We start from the raw sequence: 25,055 nt of genomic DNA, 5'->3' as shown, positions 1-25,055 counted from the left end.
CTCCATTCTGGTAAGAAGCCGTTATGACGGGGAAGCTGGCTGCACCGGATATCCAAGATCCGTGAGGCGTTTTAGTAATCGCTTAACGGTGCTCTGCATGTCGTGCCGGGTGAAATAGTCTGCACCGAGATCTGCGTATTCCACGCCATTGCGAAGCATGTGCCACGCTGCGGTGAGCATCGACGCAGCCACTGCGATGATTGCTTTCTTTGAACCGCGCCGCGCCTTGACGCGAGTGAACTGGGCGAACAGGTAGCTGTTCTTCGTACGTACTGCGGCCCATGCGGCAGTCACGAGTGCCGTCTTGAGCCATGTGCCGCTCTTGCGGACACGCGTACTGCGGCGCTTACCGGCGCTCTCATCATTGCGGGGACACAGTCCGGCCCACGATATGAGGTGAGCGGAATCGGGAAAGCGCGTCATGTCGACCCCAATCTCGGCCACCAGGACCCGCGCGGTCAGGTCACCGACGCCGGGAATGGTTCTTAGCAGTTGAACGTGCTGCCGGATTGGCGTCAGAGCAAGTCCCACGGCGGCATCCAGTTCAGTCAGCGCGTGCTCAAGGGCGTCGATGAGCTGCAAATGCAGCGCGAGCATCGTACGGTGATGTGAAGTTATGCGGCCGCGCAATGCTTCGCGTAGTTCACTCGTCTTCTTGCGCGCGTGACCTTGCGCCAGTGCCGCGAGCAGCACCGGATCGTTCTCGCCCGAGATGATGGCCTTCAGAATCGCGCGTCCGCTGCCGCCAAGTACGTCAGAAAGGACACTGCCCAGTTTGAGATTGGCATCCTCGAGCACCTTCTGGACACGCAGACAATGCTGGGCGATCTCGCGCGTCAGCTGTTTGCGTGTGCGTGTCAGATCACGTAACTCCTGGATCGCGGCCGGCGGGACGAAGCTGGAGCGGATCAGCCCGTGTGCGAGCAGGTCTGCGATCCACGTCGCATCGTTCACATCGGTTTTGCGGCCAGGCACGTTCCGAATATGCGCAGCGTTGCCCAGCACGAGTTCGAAGGAGCCCTCGAGAACGTGCCACACTGGCTTCCAGTAAACGCCGGTGGCTTCCATTGCCACGTGGGAACAGCCATGGACGGCCAGCCAGTCCGACAGCGCCAGCAATCCCTTAGTGGTACTGCAAAATCTCTGCACTTCACGGTGCTCCGGCGCAGACACACAACGGACGCAGGCGACGATGATGTCCTTATGTATGTCCAGCCCGGCACAGCGCGGATAGAGTACCTGCATGCTGCCCTCCTGCAAGATAGAGAATGGCAGCGGCGACAACCCTCGTTATCGGATTCTGGTAAGCGTGCTCCGGCAGGGCGACATTTGCCCTCGGTCACAATTCGGGGTGCTCGCAGGGTTGCGGGTCCAACTCTCAAACGGGCTCAGTGCACCAGATAATGGGCCGACCTCGACCACCGCTGCCTCGTAATCGTATTCCTTCCCAGATCCGCCTGCAGCAGTCGTGCGCTTCATCCTTCGGGGTCGGGAAAAACCCGATGAATCACTCTCAAGAGTTGGAGCCTCCACCAAATCCGGGGCGGTTCAATATTTCACAGGCCTAAGCAGTGGAGTGTCGGAACTGATCGAGAACTATATGGGGGCTGACGGCGCTGGCGCCGAAACGTCGCAGATCACCGACTTCAGTGCGGGTAATTCACAGGTGAGCACTTACACTGGGTTGGCGAGTAACGAAACATCCGAAACGCAGGCCTTCACTGGCGCCAACGGAACCGGCACCCAGACCGCAGCGCTTTTCAATCTCACCAACGGGACTTCGCAAGAGTACTCGTTCACGGGGCTGTCCAGCGGAGAGTCGTCGCTCGACCAATTCTTCAGCGGGACGAACGCCAGCGGAACGCAGACCGAGGGCCTTTACGATTTCACTAACGGCACTTCGCAGGCGCAATACTTCACTGGCTTGGGCAGTGGGATCTCGGAATTGGTCGAGAACTATATGGCGACCAACGGCACCGGAACCGAATCTTCGCAGATCACTGACTTCAGTGCGGGTAACTCGCAGGTGACAACGTTCACCGGCTTGGCGAGTAACGAAACATCAGAAACTCAGGCCTTCACTGGCGCCAACGGAACCGGCACCCAGACCGCAGCGCTTTTCGACCTCACCAACGGGACATCGCAGGAATACTCGTTCACTGGTTTGTCCAGTGGGGAGTCGTCCGTGGACCAATTCTTCAGTGGAGCAAACGCGAGTGGAACGGAGACCGAAGACCTCTACGATTTCACTAACGGCACGTCGCAGGCGCAATTCTTTACTGGCCTCGGCAGCGGGGTTTCGGAACTGGTCGATAACTATAAGGCGGCCAATGGAACCGGCGCTGAATCTTCGCAGATTGTAGATTTCAGTGCGGGTAACTCGCAGGTGAGCACTTTCACCGGACTGCCGAGTGGCGAGACATCGGAAACGCAAGCCTTTACCGGCGCGAACGGAACCGGCACCCAGACCGCGGCTCTCTTCAATCTCTCCAATGGGACATCGCAGGAGCTCCTCTACACTGGGCTGTCCAGCGGGCAATCCGTGGAAGATGTTTTCTACAGCGGGACGAACGCTAGCGGAACGCAGACCGAGGACCTGTTCGACTTCGTCAATGGCACGTCGCAGGCGAATCTGTTCTCTGCGGGGGGTAAGTACGCGGGAACGCAGATTTACTACGGTGCGAATGGAACAGAGAGCTATCAGGCAAGCTTTAACACGGGAACAGGTCAGGAAACCCAAGAGGACATTTTTGGTGGTGGAACGACAGAGACCGAGCGGCTGCTCTTTAATGCAGGCGATCAGAATGCGGCCTACGCGCTGTATTTCAGCGGCAACAACGTAATCCAGGACATCAGCTACAACACGGTAGGCCAGGAGATGGAGAGCGTTCTCTATGGCACGAATGGAGTGGAAACTGAAGCTGACCTATTCAATCCAGGAGCGCAATACGCTTACGAGAAAGTATTATTCAGCGGCGGAGACTACGCGTCGCAGGTCGATATGTTTAACCAGAGCACCGGTACAGAGACCTCAGCTTCTATGTTCAATTCCTTGACCGGTTCGGAAACGGGATATTACATTGGCGGTGACAATAACTCCGATCGTATGCTGGCGGATTCAGAAGGATGGGGAGCCACAATTGTCAGTGGCGGCTATGGCTTTTACGGCGGCTACGGCTTCGCCGGCAGCGCGAGCACGGTCCAGGCGGCGGTAGGCAGCAACATCGGTTCAATCGCCCAAGCGGATCTGGCGAAAGGTGATCAGGCGGGTGCAACTGCAGCCGAATCCGGTCTCCATCAAGCCTACGAAACGGCGATGTCCACACCCACCGCCGGAACCGGCATGTCGATGCTCGAAGGGGCGAAGTGGGATAGCAATGTCATCACCTGGAGCCTCGCCGGCACACCGGGCGCAAGTAACTCGCAAGCGGGTGCTGCAGCAGACAGCGCCTACGAGACCGATCTCCAGCAGGCATTCGCCACATGGTCGGCTGCGTCTGGCATCACGTTCGAGGAGGTTTCGGGTTCGGCCCAATCGGACATCAGCGTTGGCTTCGGCGAGCTCAATACCGCGAGCACGGGCGTGGTGGGCTACACCGCCTACCAGGCCAAGAACGGACAAATGGCTGGGGCCAACATCGAACTGGAAGATCCGAACCAGGACGCGTTGGTCGCAGGCGCCAGCGGTCAACTCACGTACTCCGGAACCGACGCAACGCTCGAGCAGGTCATGCTGCACGAGATCGGGCATGCATTCGGGTTGGCCGACAACGCCGACCAGAACTCGATCATGTACTACGACCTGGGTTCGAATAACCGGACGCTCGACAGTACGGATATTGCTGGCATCCAGTCGACGTACAGCCCGGGATTGTCCTCGAGCGCCGCCGCATCTACCGCGTCCAACACGTCGGGAAGTCAGATCGACCAGTTGATCCAGGCGATGGCGTCGTACGCTCCCATGCCGGCCGGTATCACGAGCCTTGCGGCCATCCAGCAACTGAACGCACAGCCCATGCTCGCTGCATCCGTGCACTAGGCTTGATCTAGCGACACTGAATTACCCTGATGTCCTCGCAAGCACAAGCGCGCGATGACATCAGGATAACTAATTGTATTTATAGAATATTTCTCGTGGTGAACGCTGCGGGAATTACCGGATCTTCTGTGGTCAACAAGCTTCATCTCATTTCGGGTCTGCCCCGTTCCGGATCGACTCTGCTGTGTGCTTTGCTGCGCCAGAATCCGCGTTTCACGGCGGCGATGACCAGTCCCGTCGCCTCTCTGTGCGGAACGATGCATAAAAAAATGTGTGGGGGCGAGTTTGCCGTGTTCTTTGACGACGCAAAGCGCGCCGCCATGCTGCGTGGCGTTTTCGACAGCTACTACGCAGGCATTCAGCCGAGCGAGGTCGTGTTCGATACCAATCGAATCTGGACGGGAAGTGCGGCGCTGCTGAAGGCGCTATATCCCGAATCCCGCATTATTTGCTGCGTGCGCGACATCGGTTGGATTATTGACAGCGTAGAGCGAATGCTGGCGAAGAATCCCCTTCAACTGTCCCGCATGTTCAATTTCCAGCCGGGTTCTTCTGTTTATGCCCGCGTGGAAACGCTCATGAATTCGGAGAACGGTTTGATCGGCTTGCCATGGAGCAATCTGCGCGAAGGGTGGTTCGGTGACGAGGCGAAACGGCTGATCGTCGTGCCGTACGATCATCTGGTGCGTGCGCCGGAGCAGACCCTGCGTGGACTCTATGACGAACTTGGCGAACCCTGGTTCAGTCACGACCTGGACCACGTGGCATATGACGAGCCTGACTACGACGCACTGCTGGGTATGCCCGGATTGCACAAGGTCAGGGCGAAGGTCGAGCATCGGGCACGCAAGCCATCTATTCCACCTGATCTTTTCGCGAAGTACGCGCATACCCACTTCTGGGAAAAGCCGGAACTCAATGTGCATCGCGTCCGGATACTGTAGGACGTGAATATGCATACGCACAACGCACAAATAGGCTGCTGCTACTGGCTCACCGGATTGTCAGGCGCAGGAAAGTCGACGATTGCGACGCACGCCGCACGCAACCTGCGAGCGCACGGATACCGCGTGTCCGTGCTGGACGGAGACGAACTGCGCACGGGACTCAACCGTGACCTTGGCTTTGCGAGGGAGGACCGCGCCGAGAACGTGAGGCGCATCGGCGAAGTGGCGCGATTGATGGTCGACACGGGCCTCATCGTTCTGGTCAGCGCGATTTCTCCATACCAGGCCGACCGGCAAGTCGCGCGCCGACGGATTGGTGACCACCGTTGCTTCCCAGTCCTCATCGATACGCCTCTGCAAACGTGTATCGAACGCGACCCCAAGGGACTGTACGCACGCGCGAGGGCTGGCGAGATCAAGGGGCTGACCGGGTGGGACGATCCATATGAACCGCCTTGCGCGCCAGACATTTCGATCGCGACCAAAAGCGTGTCCGCCGAAGCGGCGGCACTGCAGATTGAACAACACTACCGGCAATTGAACCATGGGTATTGAAGAGCAACCGGCACAGATGGAAGATGCTGGCCTGTTGGCACTGGTGCTCATTGCACGCTTTCATGGCATAGCCACCGACCCGTCGCAACTCAAGCATGCCGCGGCAGTCACAAGCGATGCATTTTCCGAAGCGCAACTTGTGTTGTCCGCACGCGGTATCGGGCTTAAGGCGCGCGCCGTTGCATTAATGCCAGAACGCCTCGCGCAAACACCGTTCCCGGCACTTGTATTGGATCGCACGGGCAGACACTTTATTCTGGCTGGTTCAGACGGCAAGACAGCGCTGGTATTGGAACCCGGCATGCAGTCGCCCGCTGTGCGACCAATCGACGAGGTCATTGAGCGTTCCAGTGGCCGGGTCCTACTGTTCACATCAAGGGCGTCGCTGGCGGGCGAACTGGCCCGTTTCGACTTCTCCTGGTTCATTCCTGCCGTCGTCAAGTATCGGCGGCTGCTTCTCGAAGTCCTCGGTGTTTCGCTCGTCTTGCAACTCTTTGGACTGGTATCGCCGCTGATGTTCCAGGTGGTGATGGACAAGGTTCTCGTCAACCGGACGTACAGCACACTCAACGTAGTGTGTGTGGCGCTGCTGGTGAGTTCGGTATTCGAGGTACTGCTTACCGGGCTGCGCAATTACGTGTTCGCGCACACCACAAACCGCATCGACGTCGAGTTAGGGGCTCGGCTTTTCCGTCACCTCGTCGCGTTGCCGCTGGCTTACTTCGGAGCGCGCCGAGTGGGCGATACGGTTGCCCGCGTCCGTGAGCTCGAGAACATCCGGAACTTCCTGACCGGACAGGCGCTGACCGCACTTATCGACCTGACGTTCTCGTTCATCTTCCTCGCCGTGATGTGTCTTTACAGCGTCTGGTTGACATTGGTCGTCGCTATCTCGCTGCCGGTCTACGGGGCGATCTCGGCGGGTCTGACGCCAGTTCTCCGCAGTCGCCTGAACGAGAAGTTTTCCCGTGGGGCGGACAACCAGTCCTTCCTTGTCGAGGCGGTCTCGGGCATCGAGACGGTCAAGGCGATGGCCGTGGAACCGCAGTTCATCAAGCGCTGGGAGACGCAGTTGGCCGCGTATGTCAGTGCGGGCTTTCGGGTGAGTTCGCTGGGCAATGTGGGGCAGCAACTCATCCAGTTGGTCGGCAAGCTAGTGACGCTGAGCACCTTGTTTCTGGGCGCGAAGCTGGTTATAGACGGCAAGCTGACCGTTGGAGAACTGATTGCCTTCAACATGATGTCGCAACGGGTGAGTGCGCCGGTACTCAGGTTGGCGCAGCTCTGGCAGGATTTCCAGCAAGTTGGCATTTCGATGAGTCGCCTGGGCGACATTCTGAATTCCCGCACAGAACTGCCGCAAAGCCGTCAGGCGCTTCCTGCCCTCAAGGGCGATATCAGCTTCGACAATATCCGTTTCCGTTATCGCCCGGACGGGCCACCGATTCTTGACAGCGTCGGACTGAATATAGCCGCGGGGCAGGTAATCGGTATCGTGGGTCGCTCTGGGTCTGGCAAAAGCACGCTGACGAAGCTGCTGCAACGACTGTACATCCCGGAGCAGGGCACCGTTCGAATCGACGGTATCGATCTGGCCCTGGCCGATCCCGCGTGGTTACGTCGCCAGATCGGCGTCGTGCTGCAGGAGAACCTGCTCTTCAACCGTTCGATCCGGGACAACATCGCGTTGACCGATCCCGGGGCACCGCTCGCCGCGGTGATCGCAGCCGCGAAATTTGCCGGTGCGCACGACTTTATCTGTGAGCTGCCGGAAGCCTACGACACGATGGTCGGTGAGCACGGTTCGAACCTGTCCGGTGGCCAGCGGCAGCGTCTGGCAATCGCACGCGCGCTCCTGACCAATCCGCGCATCCTGGTCTTTGACGAAGCAACGAGTGCGCTGGACTTTGAAACTGAGCGAGTGATCCAGAACAACATGAAGGCAATGTGCGCAGGACGCACGGTGATCATCATTGCCCACCGGCTGACGGCGGTGCGGCATGCTGACCAGATCGTAGCGATGGATAAAGGCCAGATCGTCGAGCAGGGAAACCACGAAGCATTGCTGCGGCTCGGCGGCTACTACGCGCACCTCGTATCGCTGCAGGACGGCTGACCATGAAATTCTTGCGATTGCAGGCGTTGAGCGATTTATTCGACCGCTATGCCGCTATGCCGCTGTGTTCCGCAGTGCCTGGACTGTACGCGATCAGTTTGACTCTGCCGCCCGTGCTGAGCATGAGCTTGCGTTCCTCCCCGCACAGCTTGAACTGGTTGAAACACCGGTGCATCCGGCGCCACGCTGGGCGATGCGCAGTATTGTGATTTTCACGGTACTGGTTCTGCTGATTGGTATCGTTGGCAGACTGGATATCGTCGTGTCGGCATCGGGCAAATTTGTACCTGATGCGCGCATCAAGGTGATCCAGCCGGCCATGACGGGCGTGGTCCGCGAGATTCTGGTCCACGACGGCGAGCGCGTGACTGCGGGCCAGTTGCTCATGAAACTCGACACGACGCAGGCGGCGGCCGACGCCGACAAAGCACAGTCATCGAAACTCGATGCCCAACTCGGAGCTGCCCGCGCGAATGCGCTTCTCGCTGCGTTACATGACAATCGGCCACCAGTGGTTAAGCACGTCGAAGGCGCTACCGATGACCGGATGCAAGAAGCGCAGCGCCTGGCTGAAGGCGCATTCCTCGAATACCAGGACAAAGTCGACAGCGCTCGCGCTGAGCTGCTCAAGCGGGAGGCGGAACTCGACAGCACCCGTCAGGAGGTCGCGAAACTCCAGGCAACGGCGCCTCTTGCCCGTCAGCAGGCGAACGAATACAAATCGCTCGCGGGGGATAAATATGTTGCGCAGACTGACTATCTCGACAAGGAGCAGACGGCACTCGGTCAGGAGCACGAACTACCCGCACAACAGAGTCACGCGCGCGAACTGGCTGCGGGTATTGCGGAGCAGCGTGCGGAGATCGAATCTGCCTCGTCGAAATTCCGCAGAGACCAACTTGATGAACTGGAAAAGGACACGCAGCAGGTCGCTCAAAACCGGGATGACGAGACCAAGGCGCAAACCCGTCAGGCGTTGTTAAGCCTGAGCGCACCGGTTTCAGGGACCGTTCAGCAACTGGCTGCGCATACCCTCGGCGGCGTTGTGACGACGGCTCAATCCCTGATGGAGATCGTGCCGGACGACACGCTGGAAGTGGAGGCTCAACTCCAGAACAAGGATATAGGCTTCGTGGATGCCGGCCAGGCTGTCGCTGTCAAGGTCGAAGCGTTTCCCTATACGCGCTACGGGTTTATCACGGGGACGGTCGTGTCGGTGTCGAACGATGCAGTCCAGGACAAGAAGCTTGGCCTGACTTTCCCGGTTCGAATCCGGCTGTCGACCAACCGGATTCGCGTGGAGAAAAAATGGATCAGACTCACCCCCGGCATGGAAGTCACAGCCGATATCAAGACCGGCAAACGCAGCGTGGCAGGGTACTTCCTTGGTCCATTGATGGAAAGCGCCCAGGAGAGCATGCGTGAGCGCTAAGCAACTGCTGGTGACTATGGTGGCGACGGGGCTGTTTATGGCGACATCGAGCGCGGAGGCTTTCGATGTGCTTCGCACTGAAGTGGGGATCTCGCCGACCCCCGCCGGTGCAATGGTGCCGGATGCGGTTGGATGCCAATTCGGCTTGCTATCCAGGCCACTTCTATTGACGGAAGCGATTGAGCGCGCGTTGTGCGGCAATCCTAAAACGCGGGAAGCTTGGGCAGACGTGAAGATTCAGGCGGCAGGCCTCGGCGTCGCACGCTCGGCGTATTTGCCCACTATTTCCGGCAACGGACAGGTCATGCGCGACAATGCTGTCACTGACGTCACAGGCCATCCGACACTGAGCTCGGCAACACTCGCGACCATCAATACCGAAAGCGTGTCGTTGAACTGGACACTCTATGACTTTGGCGCTCGCGCAGCGGCCGTTCGCAACGCGTCAGCACTGCTCGCCGCAGCCCGGTCGACCGAGAATGCGACGCTCCAAAGTCTCTTTGTGGCAGTTGCGAAGGATTATTACGCTGCACAGGCCGCCGCGGGTGCGCTCGCCGTCGCGTTGGATATTGAACGCATGGCTGGCGACAGCGCGAAGGCCGCGTCTGCACGTGTCGACAGAGGTATAGCGCCCATCTCGGACGCACTGCAGGCGCAGACGGCCTATACACAGGCCGTGCTGAGCCGTAACAAGGCTCAAGGGACATGGCAAGCGGCTGCAGGAACGCTCGCCTCCGATATGGATCTCTTGCCAGACGTACCCGTTGTCCTGCCGGTCGTAACAGATGGCGTGCAGCCTGACGCGGCTTTCACGCAATCGGTGGGCGAACTGATTGAGGATGCCCGCCGCGACCACCCCACGGTCCTGGCGGCGCTGGCACAAGCGGATGCGGCGGCCGCAAAAGTAGACCAGACTCGCGCGCAGGGCCTGCCGAACCTCAGCCTCGTGTCGAAATACAGCCGGGACAATCAGCCGGCCAGTCTGGGATTGGGCATTCCGGAATACCCTGCAAGCGGACACGAGTGGTATGTGGGTGTACAGGTGACAATTCCATTCTTCGAAGGCTTCAATCGCACGTATCAGGTCCGGCAGACGCAGGCGCAGCTCGAACAGCAGCAGGACGCGCTCGATGACGCGCGCCAGCAGGTCGGGTTGGAGGTCTGGAACAGCTACCAAGCCGTGCAGACTTCGACAGACAGCGTAAAGGACAGCGCAACGCTGCTTGATATTGCGCAACGATCGTTTGTTGCGGCTCAGCATCGATATCAGGCCGGCGTAGGCAATATTCTTGAATTGCTGAATGCGCAGACAGCGCTGGCGAACGCGCAGCAGCAGCGTGTACAGGCGCTTGCAGACTGGCGCGCTGCGCGGTTGAGGCTTGCCGGGAGTCTTGGACGACTCGATACCGCTGACATGCGATGACCCGTTCCGGGATGAATCCATGCGCGTTATCAGCCTGCCCAAAGCGAACGCTAGAGAGGTGAGAGACTATGAGTAAGCGTGAAAAAACCACTGTGGAAATCGAGCATGAATTTGATTCTGCCGAAGTGCCGAGCGCCAACATCAAGGCAATGCGGCCGTTTTCGGAATTGCTGGAAAAAAAAACGCATGGGCCGTCCACCCAAGGACAGCCCGAAAGTGCTTGTGACAAGCCGCTACGACGCTGACATCATTGAGCGGTTAAGGGCTAAGGGTGACGGGTGGCAAACACGCATGAACGATGCACTACGTACGTACCTGATGGAGCACGAGCTATAACGTGGACTTATTCGACCGGTTCTCTCGTGTCTTTTGTTCGGGCGAGCGGATCGGTTGAATAGATGGCACTATGGTGAGTGGAAAAAAGCGCCTTCGTGAGCGACTATTACGCCGCTTATGTCATCGACCCTGACGGGTACCGAATCGAGGCTTATTGCGGACGACCTGTTTCGTAGCGTCAGGGATTACCAATGGAACTGTCTGGGCTTTAATCGCCTCTCCAGCCCGTCACCCTAATAAATCCCCATCGCTCCTTCCACACTTCGCACCATGGACAACAAGCGCGGCCCGACATCGCGCTCCAACTGTCCGTCCTTGAGCAGGTAAGAAGGCACGCCGCAGTTGAACACTAGAATCTCGCCGTCGGCCGATGGCCTCATCGGCACGGCCACGGCGTGCACTTCGCGTCGCAGATCGCCGTACGACACGCAAAAGCCGCGTTCATGAAAATAGTCGATGCTCTGCAGCACCCGGTCCCGGAAGGTGTTCCATTCGTCGGGCGTCTTGACTGAGATCTCATTTAATAGCGCCTCGCGCCGTTCGCCCGGCAGCGCCGCGAGAAGGGCGCGGCCCATGGCGGTGCGAACAATCGGATAGCTCAAGCCGATGTCCGCGGGCAAGCCGAGCGGCGTGCTGCTGCGGCTGCTTTCAAGGTACACCACGTTCAGCCGGTCGCGCATGCCAAGCGACACCGAACCGCGGATGTGGTCCGCCAGCTCCTTCATCGACGGTCGCGCGATCTGCCGCACGGCGAGACTCGCGAGCAACGGATAGCCGAGCGACAGCACGGCCGAGCCGAGCTGGAACTTGTTGTTCATCCGGTTCACGCGCAAGTAGCCGAGCCTCGTCAGCGTGTACGTGAACCGCGAGATCGTGGCCTTGGTCATGCCGGTGCGCGCCGCAAGTTCAGCGTTGCCAAGCTGCGAATCGCGCGGCGTGAACGTATGGAGTATGTCAAGGCCGCGCGCCAGCGTGGTGGCGAATTGCCGGTCGCCGTCGAATTCATCGGGAACATAGCGCGCCTTCGAATCCAGATAATCGCTCGCGATCGGTGCCGTTTCCGGCGTCTTATTGCGGTCCATGGTGCCTCCTCCAATTGCCTCATTTTGCTCCGCGTGTTCTGCATATTCAAACTCTGTTCAGCATAGTCGAACACCGAGCGCCTTTTTGTTCGGAAAGTTCGATAGTGAAGCCATAAGCCGAACACATGACGGAGACAGCAATGGGCAGACAAATTCTTGAATTCGACGCTGAGGTCGATACGTTCAATTCACTACTCGCCGATATAACGCGTTTCGTGCGAGAAGAGGCGATTTCGCGCGAAAACGAGATCGAGCAGGCGGATCAGGTCCCCGCGGATCTCGTCGAGCGGATGCGCGAACTCGGCTACTTCGGCTGGAGCATCCCGCGCGATTTCGGCGGTGCAGGCCTTTCGACGGAACAACTTGTTCGCGGTGCGTTCGCGCTTTCGCAAGCGTCGGTCGCGTTTCGAGCGCGCGTGGGGACGAACACGGGCATCGGCTCCGAGGCACTCGTCGCGGACGGCACGGACGACCAGAAGCAGCGTTACCTGCCGCTACTTGCATCGGGGTTGATGACCGGCGCGTTCGCGCTGACCGAGCCGGATGCCGGGTCCGACGCGACCGCGCTACAGACAACCGCCCGGCGCGACGGCGACCACTATGTGCTCGACGGCAACAAGTGTTTCATCACGAATGCGCCCATTGCTGATCTCTTCACGGTCATGGCCCGCACCGATCCGTCAATCCCGGGGGCAGGCGGCATTTCCGCGTTCCTGGTTGAGCGTGGCACGGCCGGCCTTTCGACGAGCGAGCCGTATCAGAAGATGGGACAGGCGGGTTCTCCCGTCGGCGATGTGCATTTCAAAGCGTGCCGCGTGCCGGCGGCGAACCTGATTGGTGGAATTGAAGGGCAGGGATTTCGCACGACGATGAAGGTGCTGAACAAGCAGCGCATCCACCTTGCCGCGCTGTGCACAGGTCCCGCTATCCGCATGCTCGACGAAGCGGTTGCTTATACGTCCACTCGCGAGCAGTTCGGCAAGCCAGTCTCCGACTTCCAGCTCGTGCAGGCGCTGATAGCCGAATGCCAGACGGAGATCTATGCGGCCCGCTCGATGATTCTCGACACCGCGCGCAAACGCGATGCCGGCGAGGACGTCGCGCTGGAAGCATCAATGTGCAAGATGTTCGCCTCTGAGATGTGCGGGCGGGTTGCGGACCGGGCCGTGCAGATGCTCGGCGGACGCGGTTATCTCGCGGGCAATGCAGTGGAACGGTTCTATCGCGATGTCCGCGCATTTCGCATCTATGAAGGCACCACGCAGATCCATCAATTGAACATCGCGAAGATTACGCTGCGGCGCGCGGCAGAGGCTAAGGAAGCGCAGGCGAAGGACAGCGTCGGCACGACTGCTGCGCGTGCCGCATGAGCGCCGCCATGCAACCATCAATGACGCTGCCACACGCGCTCGACATAGAGCGGCTGGTCAGTCCACGTTCGATCGCGATCATCGGTGCGTCGAACGATCCTAAATCGATCAGCGGCCAGCCGATGCGCTTTCTCATGCAGCACAGCTATCAAGGCGTGCTGTATCCGGTGAACCCCAAATACGCTGACATTGCGGGGGTTGCGTGCTACGCAAGCATTGAGAGCCTGCCCACAACGCCCGATCTCGCGTTGATCCTCGTCGCCGCGCGGCGCGTGCCAGACATGTTGCGCGAGTGCGGCAAGAAAGGCATCCGCTACGCGATTGTCTACAGCTCGGGCTTCGCCGAAGCGGGCGTTGCCGGGGCCGCGCTGCAACGTGAATGCACGTCGATTGCGAAGGCTTTTGGCCTTCGCATCATCGGACCGAATTGCCAGGGTCTCGTCAGCACGGACACTGGCGTCTACGCAGGTTTCGGCGCGCCATTTGGCGTCGATTATCGGCCCGGGGGCCTCTCGCTGATTTCGCAGAGCGGCGGGTTCGGCTGCGCGCTGTTGCTCATGGCCGACGAACTCGGCATCGGCTTGCGGCATTTCATCACGACCGGCAACGAAGCTGATGTGAGTCTGCTCGACCTTGTCGACGCTTGCATCGACGATACAAAAACGTCGCTGATTGCTACGTACATCGAAGGATTGAAGGATGCGGGGCGGCTCGTTGAAGTCGCAACCCGCGCCCTCGATGCTGGCAAGCCGCTCCTCGCGTGGAAGGTCGGCAATACCACAGATGGCGCGAAGGCGGCCGCTTCGCATACGTCGAATCTCGGCGGTGCGTCAACGTTATATCGCACGGCGTTCCGTCAGACGGGCGTGATCGAAGTCACGGACGTGGCCGATCTCGGCGACTACGCGAAGGCGTTCGAAGCGGGACGCCTGCCGGGCGGCAACCGGATCGCCGTCGTGACGCTCTCGGGCGGCGCCGGCATTCTCATCACCGATGCATGCAGCGAACGGGGCATGACGCTTCCGCCTTTGTCTCCGCAGACGCTCGCCGCGCTCGAGCCCATCGTGCCGTCGTTTGCGTCGCTGAATAATCCCGTTGACCTGACCGCGGGCATCCTCGCCGAGCCAAAGATATTTGCCGATGCCCTGCAGATCATCGCCGACGATCCCGGCATCGACTCGATCGCGATCATGGCGGCGGCTGCGAGCGGCGAGGTCGCGCTCGCGATGGCCGAGGCGATCGTGCGTGTCTACCGCGCGACCAACAAGCCGATGATGCTCGCCTGGAATGCGCGCCGCGACATGGCGAGCGAAGCGTACGACGTGATCGAGCAGAGCGGCGTGCCGCTCTATGCAACGCCCGTGCGCTGCGGGCGCGCTTTCGCGGTGCTGTCGAACTATGCGCAGGCACGCCGCGCCCAGGCGGCGGCACGACTCGCGCCGGCACCTGTGCGCCGTCATGTCAGGGAAGCGCACGCGTTGCTCGCCGAGAGTCCGGGCTACCTGACGGAGCACGCGGCGCAGGCGCTCCTTTCGCACTATGGGATCGACACACCCAAGGGCGCGCTCGCTCGCAACCAGGACGAAGCGCGGTCGATCGCGCGGTCGATCGGTTTTCCACTTGTCATCAAGGTCCAGTCGCCCGATATCCCGCACAAGACCGAAGCTGGCGCGGTGCGCGTCGGCATTCGCGACGAGGCGATGCTCGCGGACGCGTTCGATGAAATTGTCGCGAACGCACGGCACCATGTTTGCGGCGCGCGGATCGACGGTGTGCTCGTGCAGGAAGAGATTCGCGATGCGGTGGAGATGATCGTCGGCATAGAGAATGATCCGTCGTTCGGACCTGCTGTGATGTGCGGACTCGGCGGGATCTACGCCGAGGTGCTGAAGGACGTGGCGTGGCGCCTCGCTCCGGTCTCACGCGCTGACGCGCACGCGATGATCCGCGAACTCCGTGCATACGCAATACTCAACGGCGCGCGCGGCAAGCCACCGGGTGATATCGATGCACTGGCCGACGCAATTGTTGCAATGTCCGCGATGGCACTCGACCTCGCACCGGGTCTGAAGGAGTTCGACATCAACCCGCTGTTTGTTCTGCCTGCAGGCAAGGGCGTACGCGCGGGCGATGCGCTTGCGCGTTGCCTGCCGCCACCCACGGCCGCTGGCAGCGAGGCACATGAAAGCGAGCATTGCGCCCAGGCTGTTATCGACGGATAGTGTTCCCGAGTTCTCCCGGCCGCTTTGAAACCGGGCGTCGCCGAGACACCGCGACGCTCAACGTCAGTTCGCATTCTTCGCGAGACCATCATGCACAGCCAACCGCAAACCGGCGCAGCGACCTCCGGCGACACTACGGCCGACGAAGTCGAGCGTACCTATCGCAAGGTGTTTTTCCGGCTGATTCCGCTACTGTTTCTCTGCTACGTGATCAGCTATATCGACCGTGTGAACATCAGCTTCGCCAAGCTGCAGTTCATGCACGACCTCGGCTTTTCCGAGTCGACGTACGGCCTGGGCGCGGGCCTGTTCTTTATCGGCTACGTGCTCTTCGAGGTGCCGAGCAATCTCTGGATGCAACGCGTCGGCGCGCGCCGCACGCTCCTGCGCATCATGTTCGCGTGGGGGCTCGCGTCGAGCCTGATGATGTTCGTTCGCACACCGACACAGTTCTACGCCATGCGGTTTTTGCTGGGTGTCACCGAAGCGGGCTTTTTCCCCGGGATCATCTTCTATCTGAGCTGCTGGTTTCCGGGTGCCCGGCGCGCACGCGTCACCGCATTCCTGATGATGGCCACCGCTGTGGCGGGGATCATTGGTGGCCCGATGTCGGGGTTCATCATGACGCGACTGGCAGGGGTGGGCGGTTTGCCCGGCTGGCAGTGGCTCTTCCTTCTGGAAGGCGTGCCCGCTGTCACGCTCGGCATCTTCGCTTTTTTCTATCTCGGCGATTCGCCCGCGGAGGTTCGATGGCTCAGCGACGGCGAGAAGGCGTTGATATCGCGTGAACTCCTTGCCGACGAACAGTCGAAGCGCTCCGGCCATCTCGACGGACTGCGTGGCGCGCTCGCCAATCCGCGTGTCTATCTTGCGGCGCTCGTCTATTTCGCCGTGATGATGCCGTTCAATGCAATCGGCTTCTGGGCGCCGACGATTATTCGCGATTTGGGCGTCGCGAACGTGCTCAATGTCGGCTTGCTGTCGGCCCTCGTGTTCATTGCGGCAGCGATCGGGACTTACGTTGTTGGAGCGAGTTCCGACCGGATGATGGACCGCCGCTGGCACGTGGCGGGCAGCGCGGCCGTGACGGCACTCGCGTTTGCGCTGCTGCCCATAGCGGGCCACAACGTGACGATCGGCGTGTGTCTGCTCGCATTGGCGGCAGCGGCGTCGTATGGCTGTTTCGTCGTGTTCTGGACGATACCGCAGACATTCTTGCCGCGCTCATCGGCGGCTGGCGGCATCGCGATGATCACGAGTCTCGGTGGCACGGGCGGGTTCGTGAGCCCGGCATTCGTGGGCTGGACCAAGATGCATACGGGAAGCGCGGAGGTTGGGTTGATCGGGCTTGCCGTTGTATTGATGGCGGGCGTCGTGTTGATGCTGATCGCCTTCCCCGCCTCGGGGAGCAAGCTCGCGACGGGGCAGCCCGCCGGCAATGCGCCGGCGCAACCGGGCTTTGGAACCACGCAGCGGTAGGAAGCGTCGCCAATGAACCCGCGTGAACAATCTCTTCGACTTACTGAGTCGCTTGAGTCGCTTGAGTCGCAGCACTAGCAGCGCTGGCGGCATCCGCGGCACTCGCCGCACTGTCCGGATTCCGTGGATCGTGCAGCGCGCTATCCGACCAGCCCCCGCCGAGGTCGCCAATCAGGGAAGCGGCATCGAGCAGCCGCGACTCCTGCACGTTCAACGCGGTTTGCTGATTGCTCAACTGGGTCGCTTGCGCGGTCGCCACGGTGGTGTAGTCCACCGTGCCGGCCTGATATTCGTTGAAGGCAATTTCAGCGCCGCGGGTTGCATCGCGCACGGCGGCATCGAGCGCGTCAGACTGCTCGGCGAGAATCCGCAAGCCGGACAGATCATTCTCGACATCTTGAAACGCGGTCAGCACGGTGCCGCGGTAATTCGCGACGGCTGCCTGATAAGCCGCCTTGGCCTTCGCGACTTCACCGCTGCGCTCGCCGCCGTCGAAAATAGTCTCGGTGGCGCTGCCGCCCAGTGACCAAACGTAATTGGCTATATGCAGCAAGCCGCCCAACGGCGACTGCGTGAAGCCGTCCAGCGCGGACAGCGATACCGTCGGGTAATACGCCGCCACCGCGACTCCGATCGCGGCATTCTCGGACGCCATCTGGCGCTCGGCCGTCGCTATATCAGGCCGGCGTTGCAGCAGGGTTGAAGGAACGCCAACCGGAATTGCCGGCAAAGTGGGCATCGCGGTGCTGTGCGGGATGACCAGGTCCTCGGGGTTCTTGCCGACCAGCACCGCAATGGCATGCTCGTATTGGGCGCGTGCCACGCCGAGCGCGATCAGGTTTGACTGCGCGGTTTCGAGTTGAGTGCGCGCGGTGATCACGTCGGAAGGCGCGATGGTGCCGAACTTGTCCTGGTCAGCCACTACGTTCAGATAGTGCTGGTACGCTTTGACCGTCTGCTGCAGCAAGTCAATATTGGCGTCGCTGGTCCGCAAATCAATCACGGCGGTCGCGAGTGCAATCTGTTCGGAGAGCGTTGCATTCGCGAGCGTCGCTTCACTGGCTTGCGCGGTCGCGGCATTCTGTTCAATCGTACGGCGCACCGAGCCCCACAGGTCGGGCGCCCAACTGACATTGCCTTCGAGCGAGCCCGAGTTATTCACGGTTTGCAGGTTGGCGAAGCTGCGGCTCGCGCTGGTGGTTGTCGTGCCGGTCGCGCTGCGTTGCCGGGTGGCCGAACCAGTCACGCCAATGACTGGAAACAGGCCGGCGCGCGCAACCTTCACGTCGGCGAGCGCCTCCTGATAGTTGGCGTAGTCCTGGGCCACGGTCTGGTTGGAGACCTTCACCAGCGGTTCGAGCTGGTCAAGGAGAGGATCGTTGAAACCGGTCCACCACGCGCCCTTGGGCCCGTCAGCGTTTGGCTCGGCTTGGGTCCAGCCGGGCAATTCGCGGAAGGTCGCGGGGACGCTGACCTGCGGCCGGTGGTAGTCAGGACCGACCATACAGCCGCCGAGCAGCAGGGCCGCCACGGCGGCCAGGGGTTTGGAGGAAATCTTCATCTTCATGCCTTCGTATCCGTTTGCCCCGATTGCTCCGGCGGCCCCATTTGTTCATCTTGCCGGTTCCATGGCAGTCGGGAAGACCACTTGACGAGCTTGAAGCGCAACCGGTCCAGGTACAGGTAGATCACCGGTGTGGTGTACAGCGTAAAGACCTGGCTCAGGATCAGGCCGCCCATCACGGTAATACCCAGCGGCTGGCGCAGCGACGCGCCCTGGCCAATACCGATCGCGAGCGGCACCGCACCGAGCACGGCGGCGAACGTGGTCATCATGATCGGCCGCAGACGCACGACGGCGGCGGCGTGAATGGCCTCCTTGGCCGGCATGCCTTCGTTGCGCTGCAACTGGATCGCCACGTCCACCATCATGATGCCGTTCTTCTTGACAATACCAATCAGCAAGATAATGCCGATCAACGCGATCACGGAGAACGGCGTGCCGAAAATCAGCAGCGCGAGGGTGGCGCCAATACCGGCCGAGGGCAGCGTCGACAAGATTGTGAGCGGGTGAATCGAACTCTCATAGAGTACCCCCAGCACGATGTAGACCACACCGAGAGCCGCGAGGATCAGCAGCGGGATGGTGCCCATCGACTGCGCGTAGGCTTGCGCCGCGCCCGCGAACGCACCGTGGATGCTGGCCGGCATGCCAATTTCGCGCTCCGCATTCTCAAGGTCGACCTGGGCCTTGCTGAGCGACCCGCCGGCGGGGAGGTTGAAGGAGATGGTTGCGGCCACCAGCCCGCTTTGATGGTTCACCTGGGTCGACGTATGGTTGCTGACGTAGCTGGCGAGTGCCGGCAGCGGCACCATCGTCTCGGCCGAGGTGCTGTCCGCGCTGCCGCTCGAACTGCCGCCCTTGCTATTGGAAATGCTGTTGTTGGTCGCGTTAGCTTGCGCGTTCGAGTTCAGCGAGTTGGTGCTCGAAGACGCACTCGACCCAGTGCTGACTGCGCTCGCGGCCGTCACGCCGGTGACCGTTGAACCCGGCATTTGCGTCTGCTGCGAGCCGGTCGGATTGCCCGCCGCCGTGCTCATGAAAATCTGGTTGAGCGTCTGGGGATACTGCCAGTACTGCGGCGCCACCTCCATCACCACGAAGTACTGGTTAAGCGCGTTGTAGATGGTCGATACGGTCCGCTGGCCGAACGCGTCATAGAGCACGTTGTCAATCTGGTTCGGCGCGAAGCCGTAGCGAGCCGCCGTGGCGCGGTTGAAGTTGACGTAGGTCTGCAGACCATTTTGCTGGAGGTCCGAGTTGACGTCGAGCAGCTGGTCGTGGTCCTTGTTGAGCGCGGTCACTAGCTTGGGCGTCCACGCGAACAGCGCGGCGGAATCATCGCTTGTCAGCGTGTACTGGTATTCGGCGGCCGACTGCCGTCCACCGATTCGAAGATCCTGCTGCGCCTGCAGGAAAAGCCGCGCGCCGGAGACCTGGTTCAGCTTGGGCCGCAAGCGGTTGACCACTTCGGTGGCGGTCGCATGGCGCTGGGCCAGCGGCTTGAGTTCAATAAACACGTTTGCGGTGTTCAGCGCGCGGCCGCCGGTAAAGCCGGCCACCGATTGAACCGCCGGATCCTTCTGCACGATCGACTGCAACTGGGCGAGCTTCTTTTCCATCGCCGTGAAGGAGATGCTCTGATCGGCGATGATCTGCCCGCCCAGGATGCCCGTGTCCTGCTCCGGGAAGAAGGTGGCCGGCAGCAGCTTGAACAGGAAGACGTTGCCCACCAGCAGCGCGATCAGCAACAGGATGACCAGCAGCGAATGGTCCAGTACGGCGGTGAGCGAACGCGCGTAGCCGTTCTTGAAACGCTCGAATTGCGCTTCGATCCAGACCGCCCAGCGAGCCCTTGAATGTCCGGCGTGCTCGCGGCTCAGCACGTACGCGCACATGGCCGGTGTGACCGTGAGCGAGATCAGGAGCGAGATCAGGATCGCAATGGACAGCGTCACTGCGAACTCGTGGAACAGCAGGCCGACAATGCCCGGCATCAGCAGAATGGGCAGGAACACCGCGATCAGCGAGAGGCTCATCGAGATCACCGTGAAGCCCACTTCGCCACTGCCTTTCAGCGCAGCTTCTTTCGGACTTAAACCCATTTCGAGGTGGCGCGTGATGTTTTCCAGCACCACCACCGCATCGTCCACCACGAAGCCGGTGCCGATTGTGAGCGCCATCAGCGAGAGGTTGTCAATGCTGTAGCCGAGCAGGTACATCGGCCCGAAGGTACCCACGATTGACAGCGGCAACGCCACCGCCGGCACCAGCGTGGCGCGCGGCGACTGCAGAAAGATGAACACCACGCCGACCACCAGCAGCACGGCGATGAACAGCGTGCGCTCGGTATCGGCCACCGAGGCCCGGACCGACTCCGAGCGGTCGATGGCAACGCCCACATGGACGCTGCTCGGCAGCGTCGCCTCAATGGCCGGCAGGACGTTCCTGATCTGCGAGACGGTGCTCACGACGTTACTGCCGGGCATTGGATAGACGATCACCAGCACGGCCGACTTGCCGTTATAGAGTCCGGCGTTGCGGATATTTTCGTTGGAGTCCCTGACCTGGGCGACATCGCGCAGCAGCACGGGCGCGCCGTTGCGGTAGGCAACGACCAGGTCGCGGTAGGGCGCCGCCTTGTTGATCTGGTCGTTGGACAAGACCACGTAGCGCTGGTCGCCCTGGTCGAGGTGTCCCTTCGCGCTGTTGGCATTGGCGGCACTGATAGCCGCGCGGACGTCCTCGAGGCCGAGGCCGTAGCTATTCAGTTTGCCCGGCTGCAACTCGACGCGCACCGAGGGCAACGCGCCGCCGCCCAGCGTGATCTGGCCCACGCCGTTGACCTGCGAGAGTTGCTGCTGGATTACGGAATCCGCGGAGTCGTAGAGCTGCGCCTTGGTGAGCGTGTCCGAGGTCAGCGCAAGCACCATGATGGGCGAATCCGCCGGGTTGTACTGGCGATAGGTCGGATTGCTGCGCAGGGTGGTCGGCAAGTCTGCGCGCGCCGCCTGGATGGCCGCCTCGACGTCGCGGGCGGCGCCGTTGATATCGCGGTTCAAACCGAACTCGACCACGATCATCGACGAGCCGACATAGCTGATCGAAGTCAGCTCTTCCACGTTGGCAATCGTGCCGAGCCGCCGCTCAAGCGGTTCGGCCACGGTCGCCGCCATGATGTCCGGGCTCGCGCCAGCCATGTTGGCCTGCACCACGATCACCGGAAAGGCGATATTCGGCAGCGGCGCGACAGGAAGCTGGAAATAAGCCAGAGCGCCCGAGATCAGGATTGCGATCGCCAGAAGGGTGGTCGCGACCGGGCGCCGGATGAATAACGCCGATATGTTCACGGCGCACCCTCCTCCGGAACGGCCGGCGCTTCAGGCTTGCCTTGGTCACCCCCGCGATTGCGCCAGCGCCTCGTGCGCTCCGCCATCCGATCAAAGAACAGATAGATGACTGGCGTGGTGAAGAGCGTGAGCATCTGGCTCAAGGTCAGCCCGCCGATGATCGCCAGCCCCAGCGGACGACGCAACTCCGAACCCGTGCCGCTGCCAAGCAGCATAGGCAGGGCGCCGAGCATGGCGGCGAGTGTTGTCATCAGGATCGGCCTGAAACGCAGCAGCGACGCCTGGAAGATTGCCTCGCGCGGCGCCTTGCCGTGGTTGCGTTCGGCGTCGAGCGCGAAGTCCACCATCATGATGGCGTTCTTCTTGACAATACCAATCAGCAGCACGATGCCGATAATGCCGATCACGTCGAGGTCGCTGCCGGCGATCATCAGCGCGAGCAGTGCGCCAATCCCCGCCGAAGGCAGCGTGGAGAGGATGGTTACCGGATGGATGAAGCTCTCATACAGCACGCCCAGCACGATATACACCGCCACCAGCGCGGCGATCAGCAGGTACACCTCGCTCGATAACGAATCCTGGAATGCCTGCGCCGCGCCCTGCAGCGAGGAGGTGATCGACGGCGGCAGATTGACCGCCTGTTCGGCTGCGTGGACGTCTTTGACCGCCGTGCTCAGCGACGCATCCTTCGCGAGGTTGAACGAGATGGTGACGGCCGGGAACTGCGCCAGGTGGCTGATCACGAGCGGCGATTTGACGATCTGGATCTTGGCGATCCCGGAGAGCGGCACCTGGCCGGTGCTGCTCGTCTGGCTTGGCAGATAGATATTGCCGATCGACTCCACGTTGGGCAGCGACTCGGGCTTGGCGACGAGGATCACCCGGTACTGGTCCGACTGCTGGAAGATGGTCGAGACAATACGCTGGCCCAGCGTGTCATAAAGGGCGTTGTCAATCGTGGCCGGGGTGATGCCGAAACGCGCGGCCAGTTGCCGGTTGACTTCAACATTCACGCTCAGGCCGTCGGTGTTCATGTCGCTTTGTACATCGGCAAGCGATGGGATCGCCTTCAGGCGCGCAACCAGCTCCGGCACGTACTTCTGGAACGCCTGCTGGTTCGGCCCACGCAACACGAAGCTGTACTGGTTCGGCGAGACCGTGGTGTCGAGCGTCAGATCCTGCTCCGGCTGCATATAGAGCTTGATCCCGGACACATTGGAAACTTCATCCTGCAGGCGCCGGGCGATCTCCTGTGCTGTATCCGAGCGCTTGTCGTGGTCGCGCAGGTTGATCAGGAAGCGGCCGTTGTTCAGCGTGGAGTTGGTGCCGTCGATCCCCACGTAGGAGGTGAGCGAGACGACATCGGGATCTTTCATGATCGCATCGGCGAGCGCCCGCTGGCGCGTCACCATCGCCTTGTAGGAGACCGAGTTGTCAGCCACGCTGATACCCTCGATCACGCCGACGTCCTGCACCGGGAACAACCCCTTCGGGATCACGACATACAGGACGCCCGTCAGCACCACGGTGCCGACTGCGACCATCAGGGTCAGCAACTGGTGATCGAGCACCCAGATCAAGCCCCGTTCGTAGGCGGCGAGCGTCTTGTCGAAGAGGCCCTCGCTGATGCGCTCGAAGCGGCTCGGATGGCGTTCCTTCCGAGCCTTCAGGAGGCGCGCGCAGAGCATGGGAACCACGGTCAGCGAGACCACGGCAGACAGCACGATAGTGACCGCGAGCGTCACCGCGAATTCGCTGAAGAGGCGCCCGATCACGCCGCCCATGAAGAGCAGCGGGATCAGTACGGCAATCAGCGAGATGGTCAGCGAAAGAATAGTAAAGCCAATCTGCCCGGCGCCTTCGAGCGCGGCCTCGAGCGGCGTCTTGCCTTCCTCAAGATAACGCACGATGTTCTCGATCATCACGATCGAGTCGTCGACCACGAAGCCGGTGGCAATGATCAGCGCCATCAGCGAGAGGTTGTCGATGGAGTAGTTCAACTGGTACATCACGGCCAGCGTGCCGATCAGTGACACCGGCACCGAGATGCTCGGAATGATGGTGGCCGGGACGTTGCGCAGGAACACGAAGATCACCGCGACCACCAGCACGATCGCGAGCCCGAGTTCGAGCGCCGCGTCGGAGACCGACGAGCGGATCACGCCCGTGCTGTCCGTGACGACAGTGACTTTCATGCCGGCCGGCAGCGTTGATTCAAGCTGCGGCAGCTGCTTCATGATCTGGTTGACGGTCGCGATCACGTTCGCGCCCGGTTGCCGCTGGACGTTCAGCACGATGGCCGGCGTGCCGTTGTACCAGGCGCCGCGCTCGACGTCCTGAGGCGCCTGGCTCACGTTGGCGACGTCTTTCATGAACACGGGCGCGCCGTTCTGATAAGCAATTACCGTGTTCAGGTAATCCTTCGGGTCGCTGATCTGGTCGTTGCCGTTGATGGTGTAGTCGAGGTCCGGACCGTCGAAGTTGCCTTTCGGCTGGCTGACGTTGACGTAACTGAGCAGCGTGCGCAGATCGTCGATATTCAGGCCGTAACCGGCCAGCTTGTGCGGGTCCGCTTCAACGCGGATGGCGGGTACATTGCCGCCGCTGGTGGTCACCACGCCCACGCCCGAGACTTCCGAAATCTTCGTCCCAAGGCGGTTATTGGCCGCGTCTTCCAACTGCGTGAGCGACATCGACGTCGAGGTGACGGCCAGCGTCAGGATCGGCTGGTCGGCCGGATTCACCTTCGCATAGGTCGGCGGCGCGGGCAGGCCGGTCGGCAGGAAACTGTTGGCGGCGTTGATGGCCTGCTGGACATTCTGCTCGGCGATATCGAGGTTCAGCGACAGGTCGAACTGCAACGTGATGACCGAGGCGCCGTCCGAACTGTACGAGGTCATCTGTTGCAAGCCGGGAATCTCGCCCAGTTGCACTTCGAGCGGCGCAGTCACCGTGGTGGCCATCACGTCCGGGCTCGCGCCCGGATAGAAGGTCTGCACCTGGATGGTCGGATAGTCGACGTTGGGCAGCGAGGAGACCGGCAGGACGCGCACCGCGACGAGGCCCACCAATACGAGGGCGATCATCAGCAGCAGCGTGGCTACCGGTCTGAGAATAAACAGGCGGGAGATATTCATCGGGGG

General features: G+C 61.1%; 16 protein-coding genes. 11 read left to right on the top strand and 5 right to left on the bottom strand.

What is annotated here, in order from left to right:
* Window positions 1–21: 21 nt before the first annotated feature.
* A complete protein-coding gene (locus SBC1_RS18505; protein WP_165086648.1) occupies window positions 22–1,245 on the bottom strand; it encodes an IS110 family transposase in 1,224 nt (407 codons plus the stop codon).
* 331 nt (window positions 1,246–1,576) lie between these two features.
* Here SBC1_RS18505 and SBC1_RS18500 point away from each other — a divergent pair, with 331 nt between their 5' ends.
* The 8 genes from SBC1_RS18500 to SBC1_RS39945 all read left to right on the top strand — a co-directional run bounded on the left by SBC1_RS18500 (window position 1,577) and on the right by SBC1_RS39945 (window position 10,848).
* Window positions 1,577–4,039, top strand: coding sequence for a matrixin family metalloprotease (locus tag SBC1_RS18500; protein WP_165099903.1), 2,463 nt, complete (start codon window positions 1,577–1,579; stop codon window positions 4,037–4,039).
* A gap of 128 nt (window positions 4,040–4,167) precedes the next feature.
* Window positions 4,168–4,983 carry a sulfotransferase gene (locus SBC1_RS18495; protein WP_165099907.1) on the top strand — a complete coding sequence of 272 codons (816 nt, stop codon included), beginning with the start codon at window positions 4,168–4,170 and terminating at the stop codon, window positions 4,981–4,983.
* Between the two features lie 9 nt (window positions 4,984–4,992).
* Complete coding sequence (gene cysC / locus SBC1_RS18490; protein WP_165099913.1) at window positions 4,993–5,541, top strand: adenylyl-sulfate kinase; 549 nt, start codon at window positions 4,993–4,995, stop codon at window positions 5,539–5,541.
* Entirely contained in the window at window positions 5,531–7,657 is a 2,127-nt protein-coding gene (locus SBC1_RS18485) for a type I secretion system permease/ATPase (RefSeq protein ID WP_165099918.1), read from the top strand. Before cysC ends, SBC1_RS18485 begins: the two co-directional genes overlap by 11 nt.
* A 64-nt stretch (window positions 7,658–7,721) precedes the next feature.
* Window positions 7,722–9,089: an HlyD family type I secretion periplasmic adaptor subunit gene (locus tag SBC1_RS18480; RefSeq protein WP_241202162.1), complete on the top strand. Its 1,368-nt coding sequence runs from the start codon at window positions 7,722–7,724 to the stop codon at window positions 9,087–9,089.
* A complete protein-coding gene (locus tag SBC1_RS18475) occupies window positions 9,079–10,512 on the top strand; it encodes a TolC family protein (RefSeq protein WP_165099924.1) in 1,434 nt (477 codons plus the stop codon). Before SBC1_RS18480 ends, SBC1_RS18475 begins: the two co-directional genes overlap by 11 nt.
* A 68-nt stretch (window positions 10,513–10,580) precedes the next feature.
* Complete coding sequence (locus tag SBC1_RS39950) at window positions 10,581–10,757, top strand: hypothetical protein (RefSeq protein WP_241202292.1); 177 nt, start codon at window positions 10,581–10,583, stop codon at window positions 10,755–10,757.
* Window positions 10,699–10,848, top strand: coding sequence for a BrnA antitoxin family protein (locus SBC1_RS39945; protein ID WP_241202163.1), 150 nt, complete (start codon window positions 10,699–10,701; stop codon window positions 10,846–10,848). Before SBC1_RS39950 ends, SBC1_RS39945 begins: the two co-directional genes overlap by 59 nt.
* A gap of 233 nt (window positions 10,849–11,081) precedes the next feature.
* On the opposite strand, the gene SBC1_RS18465 is transcribed toward SBC1_RS39945, so the two are convergent.
* Entirely contained in the window at window positions 11,082–11,930 is an 849-nt protein-coding gene (locus SBC1_RS18465; RefSeq protein WP_241202164.1) for an IclR family transcriptional regulator, read from the bottom strand.
* A 140-nt stretch (window positions 11,931–12,070) separates the two neighbouring features.
* Here SBC1_RS18465 and SBC1_RS18460 point away from each other — a divergent pair, with 140 nt between their 5' ends.
* From SBC1_RS18460 to SBC1_RS18450, 3 genes are all read left to right on the top strand, one after another.
* A complete protein-coding gene (locus SBC1_RS18460) occupies window positions 12,071–13,300 on the top strand; it encodes an acyl-CoA dehydrogenase family protein (RefSeq protein ID WP_165099927.1) in 1,230 nt (409 codons plus the stop codon).
* 8 nt (window positions 13,301–13,308) lie between these two features.
* Complete coding sequence (locus SBC1_RS18455; RefSeq protein WP_165099930.1) at window positions 13,309–15,522, top strand: acetate--CoA ligase family protein; 2,214 nt, start codon at window positions 13,309–13,311, stop codon at window positions 15,520–15,522.
* 90 nt (window positions 15,523–15,612) lie between these two features.
* A complete protein-coding gene (locus tag SBC1_RS18450; RefSeq protein ID WP_165099933.1) occupies window positions 15,613–17,001 on the top strand; it encodes an MFS transporter in 1,389 nt (462 codons plus the stop codon).
* A 40-nt stretch (window positions 17,002–17,041) separates the two neighbouring features.
* On the opposite strand, the gene SBC1_RS18445 is transcribed toward SBC1_RS18450, so the two are convergent.
* From SBC1_RS18445 to SBC1_RS18435, 3 genes are read right to left on the bottom strand one after another with little or no spacing between them, the layout of a single operon-like run.
* The gene (locus tag SBC1_RS18445) at window positions 17,042–18,568 is read right to left on the bottom strand and encodes an efflux transporter outer membrane subunit (RefSeq protein WP_165099938.1); all 1,527 of its coding nucleotides are present in this window, start codon (window positions 18,566–18,568) and stop codon (window positions 17,042–17,044) included.
* Window positions 18,565–21,912: an efflux RND transporter permease subunit gene (locus SBC1_RS18440; protein ID WP_165099943.1), complete on the bottom strand. Its 3,348-nt coding sequence runs from the start codon at window positions 21,910–21,912 to the stop codon at window positions 18,565–18,567. Before SBC1_RS18440 ends, SBC1_RS18445 begins: the two co-directional genes overlap by 4 nt.
* The gene (locus SBC1_RS18435) at window positions 21,909–25,049 is read right to left on the bottom strand and encodes an efflux RND transporter permease subunit (RefSeq protein ID WP_241202165.1); all 3,141 of its coding nucleotides are present in this window, start codon (window positions 25,047–25,049) and stop codon (window positions 21,909–21,911) included. The genes SBC1_RS18440 and SBC1_RS18435 overlap by 4 nt, the downstream gene beginning before the upstream one ends.
* Window positions 25,050–25,055: the final 6 nt, after the last annotated feature.

The organism is Caballeronia sp. SBC1 (genome assembly GCF_011493005.1).
Lineage (GTDB): Bacteria > Pseudomonadota > Gammaproteobacteria > Burkholderiales > Burkholderiaceae > Caballeronia.
Note: the sequence above shows the minus strand (reverse complement) of the source record. Positions and strands in the feature narration are given on the sequence as shown.

Bases quoted from the DNA above. Each gene is read 5' to 3' on its own strand.
- SBC1_RS18505 (WP_165086648.1), bottom strand. From the start codon at position 1,245: ATGCAGGTACTCTATCCGCGCTGTGCCGGGCTGGACATACATAAGGAC.
- cysC (WP_165099913.1), top strand. From the start codon at position 4,993: ATGCATACGCACAACGCACAAATAGGCTGCTGCTACTGGCTCACCGGA.
- SBC1_RS18485 (WP_165099918.1), top strand. From the start codon at position 5,531: ATGGGTATTGAAGAGCAACCGGCACAGATGGAAGATGCTGGCCTGTTG.
- SBC1_RS39950 (WP_241202292.1), top strand. From the start codon at position 10,581: ATGAGTAAGCGTGAAAAAACCACTGTGGAAATCGAGCATGAATTTGAT.
- SBC1_RS39945 (WP_241202163.1), top strand. From the start codon at position 10,699: ATGGGCCGTCCACCCAAGGACAGCCCGAAAGTGCTTGTGACAAGCCGC.
- SBC1_RS18465 (WP_241202164.1), bottom strand. From the start codon at position 11,930: ATGGACCGCAATAAGACGCCGGAAACGGCACCGATCGCGAGCGATTAT.
- SBC1_RS18460 (WP_165099927.1), top strand. From the start codon at position 12,071: ATGGGCAGACAAATTCTTGAATTCGACGCTGAGGTCGATACGTTCAAT.
- SBC1_RS18455 (WP_165099930.1), top strand. From the start codon at position 13,309: ATGCAACCATCAATGACGCTGCCACACGCGCTCGACATAGAGCGGCTG.
- SBC1_RS18450 (WP_165099933.1), top strand. From the start codon at position 15,613: ATGCACAGCCAACCGCAAACCGGCGCAGCGACCTCCGGCGACACTACG.
- SBC1_RS18445 (WP_165099938.1), bottom strand. From the start codon at position 18,568: ATGAAGATGAAGATTTCCTCCAAACCCCTGGCCGCCGTGGCGGCCCTG.
- SBC1_RS18435 (WP_241202165.1), bottom strand. From the start codon at position 25,049: ATGAATATCTCCCGCCTGTTTATTCTCAGACCGGTAGCCACGCTGCTG.